The organism is Streptococcus azizii (assembly GCF_001984715.1).
Classification (GTDB): domain Bacteria; phylum Bacillota; class Bacilli; order Lactobacillales; family Streptococcaceae; genus Streptococcus; species Streptococcus azizii.
Window position 1 is genome coordinate 258,539 of sequence record NZ_MSPR01000001.1, and the last position, 19,871, is coordinate 278,409.

At 41.3% G+C, this 19,871-nt stretch carries 20 protein-coding genes; all 20 read right to left on the bottom strand.

Annotation, left to right across the window (positions count from 1 at the left end):
* Nucleotides 1-58 precede the first annotated feature (58 nt).
* The 20 genes from BVE84_RS01190 to mutL all read right to left on the bottom strand — a co-directional run bounded on the left by BVE84_RS01190 (nucleotide 59) and on the right by mutL (nucleotide 19,483).
* A complete protein-coding gene (locus tag BVE84_RS01190; protein WP_076995252.1) occupies nucleotides 59-487 on the bottom strand; it encodes a DUF771 domain-containing protein in 429 nt (142 codons plus the stop codon).
* Nucleotides 488-682: 195 nt separating this feature from the next.
* Nucleotides 683-769: a putative holin-like toxin gene (locus BVE84_RS01195; RefSeq protein WP_341864562.1), complete on the bottom strand. Its 87-nt coding sequence runs from the start codon at nucleotides 767-769 to the stop codon at nucleotides 683-685.
* A 281-nt stretch (nucleotides 770-1,050) separates the two neighbouring features.
* A complete protein-coding gene (locus BVE84_RS01200; protein WP_076995253.1) occupies nucleotides 1,051-1,155 on the bottom strand; it encodes a putative holin-like toxin in 105 nt (34 codons plus the stop codon).
* A gap of 441 nt (nucleotides 1,156-1,596) precedes the next feature.
* Complete coding sequence (glf, locus tag BVE84_RS01205) at nucleotides 1,597-2,700, bottom strand: UDP-galactopyranose mutase (RefSeq protein ID WP_076995254.1); 1,104 nt, start codon at nucleotides 2,698-2,700, stop codon at nucleotides 1,597-1,599.
* 78 nt (nucleotides 2,701-2,778) lie between these two features.
* Nucleotides 2,779-3,375: an anaerobic ribonucleoside-triphosphate reductase activating protein gene (gene nrdG / locus BVE84_RS01210; protein WP_076995255.1), complete on the bottom strand. Its 597-nt coding sequence runs from the start codon at nucleotides 3,373-3,375 to the stop codon at nucleotides 2,779-2,781.
* A complete protein-coding gene (locus tag BVE84_RS01215) occupies nucleotides 3,375-3,875 on the bottom strand; it encodes a GNAT family N-acetyltransferase (protein ID WP_076995256.1) in 501 nt (166 codons plus the stop codon). Before BVE84_RS01215 ends, nrdG begins: the two co-directional genes overlap by 1 nt.
* Before the next feature lie 44 nt (nucleotides 3,876-3,919).
* The gene (locus tag BVE84_RS10935) at nucleotides 3,920-4,057 is read right to left on the bottom strand and encodes a hypothetical protein (RefSeq protein WP_167366950.1); all 138 of its coding nucleotides are present in this window, start codon (nucleotides 4,055-4,057) and stop codon (nucleotides 3,920-3,922) included.
* On the bottom strand, nucleotides 4,035-6,245 hold the full coding sequence (gene nrdD, locus BVE84_RS01220) for an anaerobic ribonucleoside-triphosphate reductase (RefSeq protein ID WP_076995257.1): 2,211 nt from the start codon (nucleotides 6,243-6,245) through the stop codon (nucleotides 4,035-4,037). The genes BVE84_RS10935 and nrdD overlap by 23 nt, the downstream gene beginning before the upstream one ends.
* A gap of 151 nt (nucleotides 6,246-6,396) precedes the next feature.
* Nucleotides 6,397-7,938, bottom strand: a complete 1,542-nt coding sequence (locus BVE84_RS01225; protein WP_076995258.1) for a quinol oxidase — start codon at nucleotides 7,936-7,938, stop codon at nucleotides 6,397-6,399.
* Between the two features lie 908 nt (nucleotides 7,939-8,846).
* The gene (locus BVE84_RS01230; protein ID WP_076995259.1) at nucleotides 8,847-10,085 is read right to left on the bottom strand and encodes a bifunctional folylpolyglutamate synthase/dihydrofolate synthase; all 1,239 of its coding nucleotides are present in this window, start codon (nucleotides 10,083-10,085) and stop codon (nucleotides 8,847-8,849) included.
* Nucleotides 10,086-10,263: 178 nt separating this feature from the next.
* Nucleotides 10,264-11,193: a helix-turn-helix domain-containing protein gene (locus BVE84_RS01235; protein WP_076995260.1), complete on the bottom strand. Its 930-nt coding sequence runs from the start codon at nucleotides 11,191-11,193 to the stop codon at nucleotides 10,264-10,266.
* Nucleotides 11,194-11,934: 741 nt separating this feature from the next.
* On the bottom strand, nucleotides 11,935-12,234 hold the full coding sequence (locus BVE84_RS01240) for a DUF1292 domain-containing protein (protein ID WP_076995261.1): 300 nt from the start codon (nucleotides 12,232-12,234) through the stop codon (nucleotides 11,935-11,937).
* 10 nt (nucleotides 12,235-12,244) lie between these two features.
* The gene (gene ruvX / locus BVE84_RS01245) at nucleotides 12,245-12,664 is read right to left on the bottom strand and encodes a Holliday junction resolvase RuvX (RefSeq protein ID WP_076995262.1); all 420 of its coding nucleotides are present in this window, start codon (nucleotides 12,662-12,664) and stop codon (nucleotides 12,245-12,247) included.
* Nucleotides 12,664-12,930 (bottom strand): IreB family regulatory phosphoprotein, encoded by a 267-nt coding sequence (locus tag BVE84_RS01250; RefSeq protein WP_075099514.1) that lies wholly within the window; start codon nucleotides 12,928-12,930, stop codon nucleotides 12,664-12,666. The genes ruvX and BVE84_RS01250 overlap by 1 nt, the downstream gene beginning before the upstream one ends.
* A 185-nt stretch (nucleotides 12,931-13,115) precedes the next feature.
* Entirely contained in the window at nucleotides 13,116-13,514 is a 399-nt protein-coding gene (spx, locus tag BVE84_RS01255) for a transcriptional regulator Spx (protein WP_075099515.1), read from the bottom strand.
* Nucleotides 13,515-13,716: 202 nt separating this feature from the next.
* Entirely contained in the window at nucleotides 13,717-14,862 is a 1,146-nt protein-coding gene (recA, locus tag BVE84_RS01260) for a recombinase RecA (protein ID WP_076995263.1), read from the bottom strand.
* 34 nt (nucleotides 14,863-14,896) lie between these two features.
* Entirely contained in the window at nucleotides 14,897-16,099 is a 1,203-nt protein-coding gene (locus tag BVE84_RS01265) for a competence/damage-inducible protein A (protein ID WP_076995264.1), read from the bottom strand.
* A gap of 270 nt (nucleotides 16,100-16,369) precedes the next feature.
* Nucleotides 16,370-16,930: a DNA-3-methyladenine glycosylase I gene (locus tag BVE84_RS01270; protein WP_076995265.1), complete on the bottom strand. Its 561-nt coding sequence runs from the start codon at nucleotides 16,928-16,930 to the stop codon at nucleotides 16,370-16,372.
* 8 nt (nucleotides 16,931-16,938) lie between these two features.
* The gene (ruvA, locus tag BVE84_RS01275) at nucleotides 16,939-17,529 is read right to left on the bottom strand and encodes a Holliday junction branch migration protein RuvA (protein ID WP_076995266.1); all 591 of its coding nucleotides are present in this window, start codon (nucleotides 17,527-17,529) and stop codon (nucleotides 16,939-16,941) included.
* 13 nt (nucleotides 17,530-17,542) lie between these two features.
* The gene (mutL, locus tag BVE84_RS01280; RefSeq protein WP_076995267.1) at nucleotides 17,543-19,483 is read right to left on the bottom strand and encodes a DNA mismatch repair endonuclease MutL; all 1,941 of its coding nucleotides are present in this window, start codon (nucleotides 19,481-19,483) and stop codon (nucleotides 17,543-17,545) included.
* Nucleotides 19,484-19,871: the final 388 nt, after the last annotated feature.

Genomic DNA, 19,871 nt, shown 5'->3' on the forward strand with positions numbered 1-19,871 from the left:
GGCTTTTTTGCTTATCTTGCAACATTTTGGTCAAAATCTGGTCAAAAATTCTTTTTTCTTAGACCTTTTTATTTATAACCAACAATTCTCTTATTTCTTGATACCCTTCTTTTTCTATCTCTTGCAATAAATGTCCGTACGTTTCTATCGACTGCTGAATATCTTTGTGACCTAAGATTTTTGCAACAACCCATATATCCACTTTATTAGCTAATAAGTAGCTCCCGTAAGTATGACGAATTCCTGCTATACTCATTTTATCAGCTATATCTAACTCCTTCTTAAATCTTGGATTCAGTAAAATATCATTTATAATTTTAGTTTTACTAAAACCTAACAATTTAACAGCCTCATCAATAGACCAGCACTGCCCCTCATCTGTTTTTCGTAACAGATCTAAATACTCCCCCTTACTCACTACTAACAAATTATCAGGAACGGATATTGACACATTAAATACCTGCGTATTATTTACAATATCTACCATCACTATCCCTCCTCCTTATAAAAATAAAAAACAAGCTATTTTTATGTACCTATTTGACATTCTATCCCATTTTAGATATACTGATAATAGAAAAGGGCAGTTGCGCAAACAACTACCCTATGCAGAACCGTTTAAGACGGTGACTAGTTTTTCAATTATTAAAAAATAATCGTCAACCGGTCAAAGTTGAGACGGTTATTTTTTATTGCTCAATTTTACGATAGTAACAACTAAACCGATAAGGGAAAGTATGAAACTACTAAACCCTAGCATTAGTTGCATTGCCTCGTAAACCGACAATATCCGCTCCTTTCTCTTTGGATTTTAGCACTTACATTCATAAGCACCACCACCTTTCAGAAATTAGAGCCACCGTCTTAACTTTTCTGCCTTTCTAGTATACCATATTTTTATATACTTTGTTGACATTTTAGATGATGTTAGATACAATGATGATAGAAAAGGGCAGTTGGACAAACAACTACCCTATGCAGAACCGTTTAAGACGGTGGCAGAAAATAACCGTTAAAAAATAACCGTTAACTCGCCAAAGTTAAGAACGGTTATTTTTTATTGTCATCTTTGAAGATTTTACAGCACAAACTAACTAGCCCGATAGTGAAACTACCAAATCCAAAAATGAGTTGTACGACTTCAAAAGCTGTCAACTTTAGGCTTCCTCCTTTCTGTCAGATTTTGATGAATTGCCCATAAGCACCACCACCTTTCAGAAATTAGAGCCACTGTCTTAACTTTTCTACCTTTTTAGTATGTCATATTTTTTAAGATGAATGCTCAGTCATTCATCTTTTTCTGTTTCCATTTATTGATAAAATCTCTAATTCTAGATGAAAAAATAATTTTTGAGTTTTTGACGCCCTTTGTCTGTATCTTGGCGAATGGAACATCGTCTAAACTCTGGGTGAAAAACAGTTTCATTTGGTCACCTAGAAACAAGAAAGTGACCACAGAAATCCGAACTTATAAATGAAAATGTGAGAGAATTTGTCAACAAGTCTGAAATAGAAGAACGAGGCTCAGCAAGTATTCAGTAAACACTGCATCGCTCTCATACAAAAGCACCAAACTGGCCGTAACCACTTTGGTGCTTATTCATGAAACTCCGCTTCCACCACATCAAGCACTCTTTCAATGACCTGATGCATATCATAATATTGGTAGTCTGCTAAACGACCACAGAAAATGACCCTGTCCTTGATGGCCTCTGCCTCCTTGGCATAATTCGCAAAAATAGCATTGTTTTCTGCGTCGTTGATGGGATAATAAGGCTCATCACCCCTATGCCAAGCTGTTGGATATTCCTTCGTGATGACCGTTTTTTTCTGATTCCCAAACTCAAAATGCTTATGCTCAATAATGCGAGTATACGGCACCTCTTTTTCCGTATAATTAACCACAGCGTTTCCTTGGTAATTATCCGTCTCAAGTAATTCATGCTCAAAACGAAGCCCACGGTAGTCCAGGTCACCATGTTTATAATCAAAATACTGATCAATCATCCCTGTAAAAACCACTTTTTTAGCCTGACACTCCCAAGTTGATTTGTCCTCAAAAAAATCTACGTTCAATTCAACTTCAATCCCCTCCAGCATCTTCTCAATGATGCTATTATAACCACCCTCTGGAATCCCTTGGTAACGATCATGGAAGTAATTATTATCAAAGGTAAAACGAATCGGTAGCCGTTTGATGATAAAGGGAGGTAAATCCGTCGCTGATCGTCCCCACTGCTTTTCCGTATAGCCCTTGATGAGAATCTCATAGACATCTTTCCCAATCAATTTCAGGGCCTGCTCCTCTAAGTTCCTAGGCTCAGTAGCTTGTAAATGCTGGGTCTGCTCTGCTATTTTCTCTTTAACCTCCTGCGGAGTTTTGGTCCCCCACATAGCGTAAAACGTGTTCATATTAAAAGGTAGGTTATACAACTTCCCTCGATAATGAGCAACCGGGGAATTGATATAGTGGTTGAATGCTACAAATTGATTGACGTAGTCCCAAATCCGCTTATTGGAAGTATGAAAAATATGTGCTCCATATTTATGGACATTGATTCCTCCCATTGATTCACAATAGACATTCCCTCCAATATGATTGCGCTTGTCAATCACTTTTACTCTCTTGCCACGCCTGGTGGCCTCATAGGCAAATACTGCCCCTGATAAACCTGCTCCAACAATGAGATAATCATACATAGTTTCTTTCTTCCTTCATCTAAACATCATACAGGGTAGATGTTTACCAATAATGCTACCATTATATCATATTTTAGACTACTGCTCATCCCGTTTTACCTGCTCATATTGACTCGATCCATCCTGCAATTTGTCCCAAATAACGACTTGATGTTGGGCTAGAGATTTCTGCACATCAATGATTCTCTGATTACTTGACCCTCGAAACTGTAGCATGAGATTCCGCTTCGTTCGATCATAGCGTCCGTCTACCAAAATATCGATATGACGTAACAACTCTAATTTATCAGGTGTCTCCAGTAACATTTCTTCCCACGTATAGCCCGTCCAAGACCAGATATCCTTATCTGGCAGTTCCTTGCGAATCCGTTTGACCAAGGGAATGAGGATTCCTGTATTTAAAAATGGCTCCCCACCTAGCAGGGTCAAGCCCTGCACATAGGGTTGGGCTAGATCCTTCATGATTTGTTCCTCCAACTCCTGTGTGTAGGGAATCCCCGCCTTAAAAGACCAGGTTGCGACATTGTAGCACCCTTCACAATGAAATAGGCAACCCGCAACATAAAGAGAGTTGCGCACTCCTTCTCCATCCACAAAGTTAAAAGCCTTATAATCGATAATTCGCCCTTGACTCAATTCCTCACTCTTCCATTCTTGCGGTTTTGGATTATTCATCACTCCCTCACCTCAATCCAATAACGTTCTATCTCCCCGAGTCGCTCTTCCAACTGTCCCGCCTGTGAAAGAATAGTACGCCGACTAGCCTCATTGTCCACATGGCAGGTCACCAATAGGCGCGAGATATTCTTAGACCGCGCTTCTAATAACCCCAAGCGCAACTGCTCCTTCGCATAGCCTTTCCTACGCTCACTGGGGCGAATACTGTATCCAATATGTCCTCCACGTCTCAGCAAGCGTTCATTGAGACATAAACGAAGATTCAAAAAGCCCAAGGGGCGATTGTTAGCATCAAAAGAGACATATTGAATGGACGGCACAATCCCTTCTGGAAGTCCCAAGCCCATCTCACTAGCAGCATTTTTTTCTAACCAGCCTTCATAGTCAACATCCTCTCCACCAAAAAAGCCATCTATCGGACTATCCACCCTGTAAAATTCCTCGATCATCTCTAAAACAGCTGTTTTATCTGCTAGAGTTGGTTTTCTAAGCTCCATAGACTCCTCCTTACGATACAGGGAGGGCAACGCCCTCCCTTTCATTATTTCCCTTGCTTTTTTAAAAATTGTTCCCGCAACTGGGCAATCTTGTCTTTTTTATTCGTAACATCCCTAGAATGTTTCTCATGGTAGCGCTCAACAAGGGCCTTGCCTTTATTATCTAATTGGTACTTCCCCATTCATCTCTCCTTTTACATGTATGCTTGATCCGTTCATATGTTTGACACGCGCAGCAATCTCCTTATGACGGCCATTGACCATCGGTCGCGCCTGCGGATTACCTAAATAGCCACAGGTTCGCTTGACTACATCCACCGTTTTAGGGTCTGTATTGCCACAATTTGGACATCTAAACCCTCGCTCAGTCGGTATAAAATCCCCTTCAAAATGACATTGATAACAACGATCAATCGGCGTGTTAGTCCCCAAATATCCCACCCGATCGTAGGCAAAATCCCAAACAGCTTCCAAAGCCTTAGGATTTTGTTGCAAGACAGGGTATTCACAATAATGGATAAAGCCACCTGTCGCACCTGCCTCTGGATAGTCTTTTTCAAATTCCAATTTTTCAAAAGGTGTTGGATTCTTACGCACATCGTAGTGGAAAGAGTTCGTATAATATTCCTTATCTGTAATATCCTTGACTAGACCAAATTTTTCCCGATCCAAACGACAGAAGCGATCTGTCAAACTCTCAGATGGTGTTGAATAAATCGAAAAATGTACGTCATGCTCATCCGACCAACTGCCGACCCGCTCCTTCATAACCCGAATAATATCCAGCGTAAATTCTTTCGCAGCGGGATTTGTCTCCCAATGACTTCCATAAAAGACCGTAGCAACTTCATACAAACCAATATAACCTAAAGAAATCGTTGCTCGGCGCTGGGTAAAGAGCTGCTCGACCTCATCATCTCTGCCTAGGCGATTCCCAAACGCACCGTACTGATAGAGAATTGGAGCATTGGCTGGTCGCGCCTCCATGACCCGATGCAGACGATACACCAATGCATCTTTGGCAATCTCCATACGCTCTTCAAAAAGATCCCAAAACTTGAGGATATCACCGCCAGATTCCATGGCAATCCGAGGAAGATTGAGAGTCACAACCCCTAAATTCATCCGACCAGCATTAACCTCTTCACCATTTTCATCTAGCCATCCCTGTAAAAAGGAGCGACAGCCCATCGGCGCTTTGAAGGAGCCTGTCAGCTCGATAATCTTATCATAGGATAAAACATCCGGATACATCCGCTTAGTCGCGCATTCCAAGGCCAACTGCTTGATGTCATAATTGGGACTACCTTCCTCCAAGTTTACCCCACGTTTCAAGCTGAAAATCAACTTTGGAAAAATAGCTGTCCGTTCTTCACTACCCAAGCCCTTAATCCGAATCCGTAGAATCGCCTTTTGAATTTCACGCTCAAACCAGGAAGTTCCTAATCCAAATCCTAAAGACGTAAAGGGGGTCTGACCATTTGAAGTAAATAAGGTGTTAATCTCATATTCTAACGATTGCATGGCGTCATAAATATCTTTTTTAGTCTTTTCACGCGCATACTCTTCCTGCTTTTCAGCTAAGACCCACTGACTAGCATCCTTCAAATGCTTCTGATAATTCAATTCCGCATAAGGAGCCAGTAACTCGTCCACTCGATCTGCGGTACATCCCCCGTATTGACTGGAGGCAACATTAGCAATAATTTGTGAAATCTGAGCAGTAGCCGTCTGGATAGACTTAGGACTTTCTACCTCCGCATTCCCAATTTTAAAACCATTTGCTAGCATCCCCTTGAAATCAATCAAGCAACAATTCGTCATAGGGGTATAAGGACTATAGTCTAGGTCATGGAAATGAAGATCACCCTTTTGGTGGGCATTGGCCACATGGGATGGCAATAGCTTGAGCCCAATAGATTTTCCAACAATTCCTGCTGTCAAATCCCGTTGAGTATTAAAAACATCACTGTCTTTATTAGCATTTTCATTGACCACTGTCTGATCTTTTGTCAGCAGTTTTTCAATGGTAAAGTTAATATCCATGGCTTGATGACGTTCAAAATCTCGTTTGGTCCGATACTGAATGTAGACCTCGGCTAACTCATACAAGTGGGACTTGAGCAATTCTTGCTCAACAATGGTCTGAATCTCATAAATCTGAATATCCTGATGAAAGCGGCGACCAATCTCCGCTAATACAGCTTCCACAACCTGATGAAGCACTACTCCTGAGCAAGGATGGTCTAGCTCATCATTGGCTCGACCAAGCGCTATCAAGATTTTATCTGCATCAAATGCGACTGAGCGTCCATCTCGCTTGAGGACGAGAATAGAAGGAACGGTCATCTGTTTTGTTTGTACTAACATCTCTCACTCTTCCTTTCTGTGTCTTTCTCTAGTCTATCACTTCACAACAATAAAATCAACATCTAGTAGTAATTTTCTTATTTTTTTATAAAAAACACAATATATAGACAATTCTATCATAAAAAAATGATTGCACACGCAATCATTTTCATTATTTTTTCTCATATAAAACAAACTGGCGCAGCCCTCTATCGACCACTTCGTAATTCTTTTCTAGGTTTGATTGGACACTATCGAGAAGCGGAAGCTGAGTGTTGACAACAATATAGCGCGCATTATTCTTGTTGAGATCAAAAGCAAGGCTATCTTGGTTGTCCTTCGTATCCAAGTATGGTTTCGCTGTCAAAATTTCTCCTGCTGATAAGCGTTCGCTCTGGAGATATATCTGGGCACTGTCATCCCAAGCATAAATTTCATCTGAACTTTGCGATTGCTCCTTAATATAGCGAGCTACCTCTTGGCGTTCTCTTACCACATCACTAGCAGTAAAATAGGTAACTACTGGTCTTACCAATAAGAGCAACACCATCACTAATGGTAGATAGATATGAGCTTTAAGATAGGAGTAGCGATTCATTTTTTTCGCAAGCACTTCTTCATCTAAAGTAGCAGAAGATAGAGCGAGTAGACCCATGATAAAACCATAAGGTAAGAGTAGTAACAAATGGCTCAGCTCAAAGCGCCCATCTGCGATTAAAAATAGGAGTTGCACGACGAAAGTGATGGCTACGATCCATTTAAAATATACGAATTTTTCCTGTCTCATTGCCAATAATAACTGAAATAGATTCTTTAAAAATCCCGATAAAAGCAAGAATAAAAAGAGTTGAATAAGCGTCCCAATAAAATTATGATAGGAAACATTCAGAGAAAACTCATAGAAAAATGTCTGCTGAATAGCCGCGCCTAATATCTGCTCTACAAAGGTATAATAGCCTGCCGAGTAAACAACGAGAAGAAAGCCAAAAATCGTCCCCAAGGCTTGGTAAAACCCTCTTGCCTTTTGGCGCTGTACCACATTGTAAACAGTTAGTATAAGGGCAGACACCAGCCATAGCAGCACACTCTTAGGGTAGAGCATAAAAGCAATCGCAGCGTAGATTCCATATAGAATAAATCCTTCATCACGGGTTCTCCGCTCCATATAACGCAAAACAAACCACAGACCAGCTAAGACAGGTGATAAGGCAAACAAACTTGCTTGGAGACCACCAATATTTAAGACGAAAATAAATAGATAAAACCAATGTTGCACTCTTACTGCCACACGGCTTGATTGACTGAGGTAACTACAGATTTTATAAAAGTAAACACCTGTAATACATAAGCTCAGCCATTGTAAAAGAATAAGGCCTACTGTCGTTCCAAATGCCGAACCAATATATACTAATAAATAATATAGCACCCCACTCGTACCGAAAAAATGTCCATACGGACTCTGGCCAGCATGCATGGCAAAACCTGCGTACAAATCCTGTGACTGCATGTTTGTCGCAAGCGAAGTCAAAAAAGGATTTGCAACACTAAAAAAACTTAATACCAATCCCCACAATAAAGAGGAGACTATCTTTGTTTTTGGTAGTTTTTCCTGACTGTCTCCATTAAACGATTGAGGCTGTCCCTCTTGGCGACTACGGCGACCACGCCTTGAATACCTCTCTGAACGACTGTACGTCACTTCTGTCTCTGTCATTGGATTCTCCTTACACAATTCATTTCATTATAACAAAAAGTGTAGAGTCTGTCATTTCTTATTTTGATGATGACCTTCGGTTCGACACCCTCATTCTAACCCTCAGAATGAGGGTGAAATTGAGTTTACCCAAACCTAAAATAGCTTTTTCTCCTCTGTAACACTCTATAAAAAATCAACAGCTGAACAGCAGAAGCACAGGCAGTTGGCATAGTTGAACACTACTTCCAGTTGGAAATAAGAAAAGATACAAAGCCTGTGAAAAACTCAAAGTGAAAATAGAAAATACGACGAGTGAAAAGCTCCAGTGGAGGTTTTCAGCTTATTTCCTAGCTTTCCTGCTTCTTGGCTCAAACTTCTGGGGTCACTTTCGTGTTTCTAGGTGACCAGTTGAAACAGTTCACCGAACTGTTTCAATCTCATCTGTAATCGGCTAAAGCCAAAACAGCTGTCTATCTTTTTCACACAGAGTTTAGGGCGTGTTCATTTAAGATGTGAGGACGTTAAAAGGTCTAAGTGAAAATAGGAATTCTGACGCAGAGGGTTGCTGAGAGTTTGCTAAGGCAAACTCCTATTTCCCGCCTTCAAAGGTATACCATACCTTTGAAGCTAGGAAGAATTATCTTTTTCACACAGACCTTAGTCCGAACTCAATTACATAAGGTACGAGAGCGTTTGACACGAGCAATGCTCGCTCTATTTCCAACCTTCAACAGTCTAGTCCCAGACTATTGAAGTCCCCCTAGGCAAAATAGACAATCGAAGCAGGTTGTCTTGCAACCAATGAGATTGGTCTTTTTGGCAGTGAGTTGTAGCTCGAGTTCAATTACGGAAAACTTTTCTCAATAGTCCCGTCTTGTTTGAAAAGATACATGCTCCCCCCATTCGTAACAATAATAGAATCGTTACTACTTTAAAAAATATTTCCGGACTTCTGAAATAAAATAGAGTGATCCTGTGATAAACAACCGCTCATCACATTTAGCCTCCATCTCCCACTCCTTGATAAATTGTGCATAATCTGCTACATACAGCAGATGATCTGGACAATCATGCTCCCTGAGACCACCATCATAGGCAAAGCTAGTTAACACCAACTCAGCATGTGGGACCCTCTTTTCTATACATTCCAACATTTTTTTAAAATCTTTTCGTTTTAGGGCGGAAAACAGAATAGTTACCCTTTGTTCAGAAAAAGATTGTATAAAATCCACCAAGCATTCAATAGCAGGAAGATTATGAGCCCCGTCTAAATAAATCCGTCCTCCTTTCCCAACGTTTTCCAAACGACCTGCCCAGGTCGTTGTCTCCAAGGCCCTCTGTACAATTTTTTCCTCTATTGGACATCTACGCTCTTCCATCAATAGACAAAAAACTTGCAAGGCAAGGGAAGCATTATTTTCTTGATGACGACCTGCCAATCCCAGCTTGAGATTACCTAGTCTATTAGTCCTATTTGTAAACAAGCCATCTTTCAAGGAAAAGTCTACTCCTTCACAATAAAATGGGGCCTGCAAGGCTCTAGCCTTTTTACGACAGACAGCAAGTGCGATAGAGTCAACTGGACCCACTACCACTGGAACTCCCGGTTTGATAATCCCTGCCTTCTGCTCAGCAATATCTTCTAAACGAGAGCCGAGCAAATCCTGATGATCTAGACCAATAGAAGTAATGAGCGTCACCAAGGGGTCTACAACATTCGTTGTATCTAGCAAACCGCCTATCCCAACCTCAATTAGGGCAAAATCTAGAGCTTGCCCCTTAAAATGGAGTAACATCACCAAGGTCACCACTTCAAAATAGCGAAAGGGCTCATAGACCTGCTCCACTTTTTGCTCTAGTACAAAAATCCTCTCCATCCATTTCTGAAAAGTAGCTTCTGGAATAGGCTGACCATTGATACAAATACGATCATGGACTGTCACCAAGTGTGGGGATACAAATGTTCCAACTCGAAAACCATGTAGCTCTAGTAATTTTTTTAAAAAAGCTATGGTAGAACCTTTTCCATTAGTACCTGCCACATGAACAACAGGCAACCCTTTCTCAGGATGCCCTAGCAAATCTAGAGCATATTGTATTTTTTCCATCTTATAACGATAGACCTTCCCCTGCTTAGCCTGTAACCACCTATCTAACCTTGTCATTCTTTCCTCCATCTATACTTCTTTTAATAGTAGCAATTTTAGGGGGAAAAATCAAAAAATTGATGGGTTATTTCACCCACCAATCTGACCAATCAATCGCAACAACATCATGCATTGCTGTCATCCTTCTTACCTCCTTTTCTCTTGCTAGTCTTAGTATAGTAGACTAGCAAGAAAATCAACAGGACAAAAATGTCGTAAAATCCATGGTATCAAGTCGCCATTGGTCATGTAACTGCCCCATCAGATGACGATTTCCCATCAACTTCGCAAAAATCATTGCTTCTTTGCAGTAAACGTAAGCCCGCTGGACATCCTGGTGTACCAAGAGCTCATATTTCCACCGCAGCATACTAAAAATCGGATATTTTTGAAAATCCTGTGTAATCTGCATGATCTGATCAAGTCCTTGAAATAAGGCCGGGATAGGATCGGAAATTTCCTTTGCCCCTAACACGCGGATAGCAGCAAAGATGACATTGCGCAGGACAAAAAGATCCTCTGGCTCCATCATCACTACTTGTTTAGGCAATTCTGACACCAGCCTCAAAAACACCTTTCGATTAGCAGAGTTCTGCGCCATCGTTGACAGGTAGGCATGTTCAATAAAGAGATGGATAATCAATAAGTCATTGACGTCATATTTCTGTTTCCATTCTATTCGAGGAATATGAGTTTTGATGATTTCTTTACCAAAGACGTCCGAATGAGTTTCTAATACGTCAATCGTTGACTGCAAGGCATCTATAGCAAGCCGTTCGATGTCTGGCAACCTATCGTAGAAGCATTCATAAATTTCAAGCAACTTCTCATTGCGCTTTTCAATCAAATCAAGTTGATTATAGGTTGGAGTGCGCAAAATATCATACTTGAGTTTTAAATATTGATCAGGCAAATCAATATAATCAGGCATGACCTCAAACAAGGACAGCCCCAAACGATGCGCAATAAAAAATATTTTGGTCAGGGTCGGCTTCGATACGCCTAACTCGATTCGTGTCAACTGCCGTACCGTTAAATCCTGCTCATCATCACAAAACTGCTCCCTAGTCCAGCCACGTTCTTCCCTTAATCTACGAACTTTTTCTCCGAAACCTTCCTTCTTCATCCTTCACTCTCCTAGAACACCTATATATTATACCAAAAATAATAAAGTATGGCAATTTTCTATCACTCTTTTGTAAAAAAAATAGCAATACTTTCCCATTTGATATTTTCTTATGCTCTTTGAAAATCAAAATGAGCAGTTGTCAACCTGACGTGATGAACGTTCGTCCTATCTTCCTTCGTCTGCTATTGCTCTACTCTTTGTAGCCTATAAATCTGTCACTGTGGCATAGCGAAACTCTGACTAGGGCGTATCTCTATTTTCTAGGTCTATATTTGCGGAAGCCTCTTGGGAGTAAGATGAATCAGTTGGAGGGAAATTTTCCCTTCTTTCATTTCCTTAACTGTAATGAGGTTTCCTATTTTTACAGGAGGAAGCTAGAACCTCTACAGCACTTCTTGCTTTCTCATTTCTCTACACTTAATAGATGCTATGTTAAAAAAATAAGTGAGCGGGTCACACTCACATATCTTCTGTTATTTAGTCTACTATCTATACTTGGTTTTTGAGGCAAGAAAACGTCCACTGGGCTCTCGCTTTCCCTAAATTTGTAGAAGCGAGATTAAAAACGTCCACTACCAACTACCTGACCTCTCTAAATTTCGAGGGGCAGGGCTAAAATAGCCCACTGGGCTCTCGCTTTCCCTAAATTTGTAGAAGCGAGATTAAAAACGTCCGCTACCAACTACCTGACCTCTCTAAATTTCGAGGGGCAGGGCTAAAATAGCCCACTGGGCTATTTTACTCCTCCATAAAGCTATTAAAGACTTCTTCAATCATATCCCATTCAGCTGTTGCATCCTCTGGAATTGCTTGTAAATCACCTTCTGTCCCATTTTCATTCTCAATATATGAATAGGCTTGAATCTCAACTTCACCATTTTCATCTTCTTCTGCACTCGCAGGTATGAGGAGAACGTAATTTTTACCAAACTCTTCTTGACCATCAATAGTCAAGAGAATTTCAAATAAGGTTTCATTACCATTATCATCTACTAAGGTAATGAACTCGCGTTCATCGTGTTCGTGGTTATGTGCCATGTGTCACTCCTTAAAATGTTCTATCCAAATAATTTTGCAAAATGAGCTGTGCTGCTAATTTATCAATAACTTTTTTCCGTTTATTACGACTAACGTCTGCTTGTTCAATTAGCATACGCTCCGCTGCTACTGTTGTTAAGCGTTCATCCTGATACTTGACTGGCAGACCGTATAGCTCCACCAATCGTTCACCGTAGGCTTGACTCGCCTCAACCCGTGGACCACTGGTGTTATTCATATTTTTAGGTAAGCCTACGACGAACGTGTCAACCTTGTAGTGCTGAACCAGCTCCGTCAAGCGATCAAAGCCAAAATCGCCCTTGTCCTCATCAATCGGAATAATTTCTAGTCCCTGTGCTGTAAAACCAAGAGGATCTGAAATCGCCACCCCAACCGTTTTTGAACCTACGTCCAATCCCATTATTCTCATCAGAGGTCAATCCCATTTCCCTTCAAGTAAAAACGTACCAATTCTTCTACAATTTCGTCGCGCTCATACTTACGAATTCGGTTACGTGCATCATTGTAACGAGGGATATAAGCTGGATCTCCACTCAATACATATCCTACGATTTGGTTAATTGGATTATAACCTTTCTCATCAAGAGAGCGGTACACATTTGTCAAGGTTTCGCTGATTTCTTGTTTATTGACATCATCCAAACGGAAACGAACGGTCTCTTCTGTGAATCCCATACTTACACCTTCTTTCTTTATTCTATCGTTCCATTATAGCATACTTTCCCTGTATTATCAATGATTCGACTCTATATCAGCCCCTATTTCACAAACTTTTGCGTGTTCATCTTATTCAGATTACATTCCCTTTGTTCAAAAAAAGTCTGACTCCCAAAAATCAAACTTTTCTCTATAGATATACTTTATAGGGCTGCACGTAAACGAGCCTGTGCATTCTCCACATTGCGTACAGAACGAGGTAAAAAAGCACGAATATCATCTTCCTTATAGCCCACTTGGAGACGTTTTTCATCAATTAAGATGGGACTTTTTAAAATACGTGGATTTTCTGTAATCAGCTCAATCACTTCGTTGACACTTAGGTCCTCAATGTCACAATCGAGATTTTTAGCATATCGATTTTTGGAGGATACAATACTTGCAATCCCATTTTCCGTCTTGGTTAGAATGTTTAAAATCTCTTCTTTGCTGATTGACTCTTTTCCCAAATTATGCTCGTTATACGATAACTGGTGAGCATTGAGCCAGTTTTTTGCTTTTTTACAACTTGTACAGCTTGAAACTGTATAAATTTTAATCATGTAGTCTCTCCTTTGCTACACTTACTTAAACAGATTATACTCTATTATACCATAGAAAGGCTTCAGTCTAAAGACCTATTTTTCACTTTTCGCCTCATTATTCTGTAAAATATAACAAAATTATGCTAAAGATGAAGTATTTTTAAACGAATACTCAATAAAAAGAGGACTAAGAATCAAATCTTAACCTCTTTCTTGATGTTTAATCTTCTAATTCAATTCCACCATCCAAATCAAGAACAACGTCTTGGACATCTGTCGGAACTTCTGTTTTCTCCGCTACTTCCGTCGGCTCTGTATCTTCCATCAAACCGTAGTGTACACGAATTTTGCGATCGATTTCGGCAAATACTTCTGGATGTTCTGCCAAGTATCTTTTAGCGTTTTCTGACCCTTGACCAATCTTCTCATCATTATAAGAATACCATGCACCCGCCTTTTTTATAATGCCGAGATTGCTACCAATTTCAATCAACTCCCCCGTCTGTGAGATACCATGCCCGTACATAATTTCCACAACGGCTTCTTTGAAAGGAGGAGCGACCTTGTTTTTAACAATTTTAACCTTGGTCTCTTTTCCGACATTAGTATCCTTTTGGTCACCGCTCCCCTTAATCTGGGTATTTCCGCGAACATCCATACGGACAGAGGCATAGAATTTAAGCGCCCGCCCCCCTGGGGTTGTTTCTGGATTTCCAAACATGACGCCAACTTTTTCACGCAACTGGTTGATAAAAATTGCAATGGTTTTCGTCTTATTGATTGAGGCGGACAACTTGCGCATAGCCTGACTCATCATACGAGCCTGTAAACCAACGTGGCTATCACCAATCTCACCATCAATCTCGGCGCGTGGAACAAGGGCTGCAACCGAGTCAACAACCACGAGATCAACCGCACCTGAATCAATCAACTTACCAGCAATTTCAAGTCCCTGCTCCCCAGAATCCGGTTGAGATAAGAGCAATTCATCAATATTGACACCGAGTGCTTGAGCATAGGCTGGATCAAGCGCATGCTCCGCATCGATAAAGGCTGCAATCCCACCTTCCTTCTGCGCTTGAGCTACTGCATGGAGAGCTACGGTCGTCTTACCAGAACTTTCGGGACCGTAGATTTCTATGATTCGTCCTTTTGGATAACCACCCGCTCCCAGTGCAATATCAATCGACAGGCTCCCCGAACTCATGACTTGTACCTTTTGTTCGGCCCGCTCTCCGAGGCGCATAATCGCCCCCTTACCAAAGTCCTTTTCAATCGTTTTTAGAGCATCATCTAAGGCTTTTTTCCGCTCATCTCCAAATTTTTTGGTAATATCTTCTAATTTTTTACTTGGTTTTTTCGCCAATTTATTTCTCCTCTACTTCTAGTTTCTTAGCTCATTATAGCAAAATTTTATGGTTTAACAAAATGTTACGCATAGTATTCAGGGCATGCAAACAGGCAATGCGACGCATATGTTCCTCTGTGTAACCGCCCAAATCAACCTCTGTCACAGACACCTCACCCTTTACATAGAGGGCAATAAAGTAATTCGCCTTGATATTATCTACTTGAGATTCTGGCTTGATTTTTCCCAAGAGAGCTAGCCCTAAACCAACCCCTAAATCCTCACAAATAACTCGGACCAATTCTTCTGCGCGTTCAGCAGTTGTGACCTCTTCTTTGACCACACGACCACCTTCAAATAGCTGACGATTCTGTAAAGCAAGTGTCAAGTCCGCTTGCAGCATCCCAGCAGTGACATTTTCCACCAGTGCAAAGGGATAACCTTGCGCTTCTAATGTACGAGCCACAATCTTAAATAGACTATTTTCTTCACCGTATCCATAGAAACATGTGGCTAGAGGTTCTCGAGCTAAAATGAGTTTTTCCAGGTGATCCAATTTTTGATTAGCACGGTCTTCGCTTTCAGCTTTTGTAGACAGACGTAGGGTGACTTCCCCCGTCTTGGCATAAGGAGCTAACGTTGGATCCGTCTGAGACGCAATCACATCAGCCAGAATCGTCACTAACTGACTCTCCCCAATCCCAAAAAATCGTAAGATCCGCGAATACAATTTTTCAGTTGATTGAAGTAGCAAGGGCTGTAAACTTTCTGTAAACATAGCTTTCAACTCACTAGGTGGGCCAGGTAACACAACATAGGTCACACCGTCCTGTTCAATCATACCTCCTACTGCCAGACCTGCTGGATTGTAAAGAGCAGTGCTTCCTTCTACCAACTGAGCCTGTCGCTCATTATTCGGAGTACGAATCCGATTTTTTCTACTTGCAAAAAAACGGTCTAATTTGTCTACAGCTATTGGATCAAAGACCAATTCTTTCCCTAAAAATAGGGCCAGAGTTTGCTTGGTCAAATCATCTTCTGTCGGTCCCAATCCTCCGCAAAGCACCACCAAATCACTGCGCTTCCTCGCACTGTCTAGGACAGACAGGAGACGCTTTTCATTATCACCTACCGCCGTATGAAAAAAGACATCTATACCTAATTCTGCCAATTTTTCTGATAAAAACTGAGCATTGGTGTTGATGATTTGCCCTGTCAGAATCTCAGTCCCGACAGCGATCAATTCTGCCTTCATACAAACCTCCTCATCTTATTTATTCGTAAAACTTTTTCACAAGAATAGCATCATAGTACAAAAAGAATCACACCATTCGTTGAAATAGATTCCCCTAGCATGGATACAATCATGTGACGGAAATTCGAGGACCAGGCGCTACTCGACTAGCCTCTCTCATTATCAGAGAGCATAGATTCCTTTTAATGACTGGAGCTATTATTTTCGATGTAGTTCCTCTTCATTCATATCGCAATAGCTAGCCTCCTAACCACCCATACAAATGCCTTTTCATACTGGCTGACGGACGAGACAATCTATCTCATGATCGTTGACAAGACCTGTCGCCTGCATATACGAATAGATACAAACTGGTCCAACAAAATTAAAACCTCGCTTTTTTAAGTCTTTCGATAGTTGTTCTGACAGGGGAGTCTTGCTCGGAATTTCTTGATAATCCTTTACATGATTGTCAATCGGTGTAAAGTCCACCCAAGACCAAAGATAGGCCGCAAAGGTCCCATATTCCTTCTGAACCCTGAGAAAGGCTTGGGCATTCTGCCGTGTGGCAAATATCTTGGCTCTGTGGCGGACAATAGCTGGATTTTCTAGTAGCTTCTCCAACTCACTGTCCGACATCTGTGCCACTTTTTCAACATCATACTCATAAAAAACTTGGCGAAAAGCGCTCCGTTTATGCAGGATAGTCTCCCAAGATAAGCCAGCCTGATAGCTTTCTAAGCAGAGGAGTTCAAAAAGAGCCTGATCTTCCTTAACCGCTCGCCCCCATTCTTGATCATGGTAGGCTATATACAAAGGGTTGCTTTCTTTAACCCAAGCACATCGCTTCATTCTCTCACCTATCTCATTAACATCTTGAGGGCTGATTTGATATAATTTTCAGCCGTATCTGTTGTACCCTCAAAGAATTTTTTGATTTTCTTCAATTCAGCCGGACGGTAACCTAAGGCTTCCATAGCTTCCATAGCTTCATCCAAGGCTCTATTCTCTGATGTTTCAACAGCGAGACTTGGAGGCTCTGCCTGACTAGAGAGGACAAACTCGCCCTCCAAATCCAGTACCATTTGCTGGGCTGTTTTTTTACCAATCTTTGGAAACTTAGTCAGATAGGCTATATTTTTCTGCTCAATTGCTCGCACTAACCCCTCGTTATCATCCACCGCGATGATGGCGAGAGCCGTTGTCGGACCAATTCCTGAAACAGAAATTAAGCTCAAAAAAACAGATTTTTCAGCCTCTGTCCGAAAGCCATACAAGAGGTGGGCATCCTCACGAATCACTTGGTGGGTATAGACTGTCACCTGCTGATTCATGGCTCCCGAATAGGCGTAAGGATTGGCAACCTGTAAGATAAACCCAATGCCTCCTAGCTCCACTACAATATACTTAGCGGTTATTTTGGTTAATATCCCTTTAATATAGTCGTACATATTTTCTTTCTCTCTAATATTTACCTAGCTCTCGCAAACTGGTATGATTTTCTTGAATGCGTCTGAACATTTTCTCCATATCTGATGTTGTGAAATGGACAAGAACTGGTCGACCGTGCGGGCAATTATAAGGATTTTTACAGGTCGCTAGTTGCTGTAACAAATGGCGAGCTGAGTAAGCATCCAAAGAATGGTTGGCCTTAATCGACCGCTTGCAGGACATCATGATAGCTAGCTCTGCACGGTAACGCTTAATAGAGACCTCGTCTGTCAATAAGAGCATGTCGCACATTTCATAAATTGCCGCTTCAATCTCATCTTCTTTCATCCAAATCGGATGTTCCCGCAAAATGAATTGGTTGACACCGTATTCCTCTAAGTTGACACCAACTTGACACAAGGCATCTAATTTTTGTTTGAGAACCAGCGCATCATTCGCAGGAAAATCAAAGAGATAGGGAACCAATAGCTGCTGAGAAGAACTGTCTACATTCCCAATGCTATCACGATATTCCTCATACTTGACCCGTTCCTGAGCTGCGTGCTGATCGATAATATAGAGGCCTGCTTTCCCTTGAGCAAATAGGTAGGTTCCATGCATTTGACCAAAATATTCCAATTCAGGAAACGTTGAAGTCTCTTCACTCTCTAATCGTTCGAGTAATTTTCCTAGCTCTTTTCTTCCAAGAGGTGGATGATCTGAATCATCTGATACGACTTCCTCTCGGTGGGCAAATTTGATGTTGACAGGCTTGTCAACAAGTTCTTCCTTTCCTTTGTCAAGCTGCTGAACTATCTCCACTTCCTTCATATCCTCAGAAACCATTTGAGGTTTGACAAAAAAATCCTGTCGAACGCTATCGTAGTATAGATTGCTTTCTTTCAACGGTAGAGCCATTTGTTCAGTCTGAATCCTAGATCTAGCACTTGATTTAGCCAGATTTTCCAAGGCATCTGGAATCAAATCTTGCTCTTTGAGCGCTGTTGTAATTGCTCCGCTAAGGAGACTCATCAATTCTTTTTCCTTAGACAGTCGCACTTCCTGCTTGGTGGGGTGAACATTGACATCTGCCAAATAAGGATCAATCTGAATATCAATCACAGCTAAGGGAAAACGTCCAACCATCAATTTGCTACCATAGCCATCTAAAATCGCACGATTCAGCAGGAAATTTTTGATATAGCGTCCATTGATAAAGATACTAATATAATTGCGATTAGCTCGTGTCAATTCGGGCAAGGATACATAGCCTGATACTTGAAAATCTAAATCCTCTGCTACAATCTCAATCATTTTTTTGGCTGAAGCAATTCCATAAACACCGGAAATAGCCTGTCGGAGATTTCCGGTACCTGCTGTTTGAATCAACTCTCGCCCTTCGTTTATCAAGCTAAAGGCAATATCAGGATGAGCTAAACTCAATCGATTCATCACATCCACAATATGGGATAGTTCCGCCTGCTGGCTTTTTATATATTTGAGCCGCGCGGGAGTATTGTAGAACAGGTCTTCCACAGTCATTCGTGTACCAACAGGGCGACTGAGCACCTCTTCTCTTGTCACTTGCCCTGCTTCTGCTTCAAGGACAAGACCGTAATTTACCATCTCTGTCGCAGTCTCAATCCGAATGCGACTAACGGAGGCTATAGAGGGTAGGGCCTCCCCACGAAAGCCCAACGTCCGAATGCGGAATAAGTCTGACTGGGTTTTTATTTTACTGGTCGCATGACGACGAAGAGCCAGCGATACCTGATCTGGTGCAATCCCTTCCCCGTTATCACTAATTTCAATTTTTTTGAGTCCCGATTCTTCAATACTAACACTGATTTGAGTAGCGCCCGCATCGATAGAATTTTCGACCAATTCTTTGACCACACTAGCAGGACGCTCAATCACTTCTCCTGCTGCAATCTGATTGGCTAGGACTTCTGGTAATTCAATAATTGTTGCCATAGTCTATTCCTATCTTTCTAATGCCCCTATTATACCACAAAGGTGACAAATATGAGATGAGGAAAAAAGCAGGGGAGAGTAAGCTCTTCCCGCTCTTTAGTAGACTGCTCCTTGTTGCAGAAAATAATACTCAATAAACATCAGCAGTAGACTAGGAAACAAAGACGGAGATAAAACTCTGCTCCAGCCTATATCTTAAAGGGATTCTCATCTGTAATTGGCTGAAGCCAAAACAGCTGCCTATCTTTTTTGCACAGATTGTAGTCCGAGATCCATTCACCGAGATAGGTTAACAATGGGGCATTTTGGATTGTAGGGAGTATCAAAGAGGATTCCCCCCATTCTAATCACAAAAAAGAGCAAGTACAATCGAGTCCTCAACATCTCG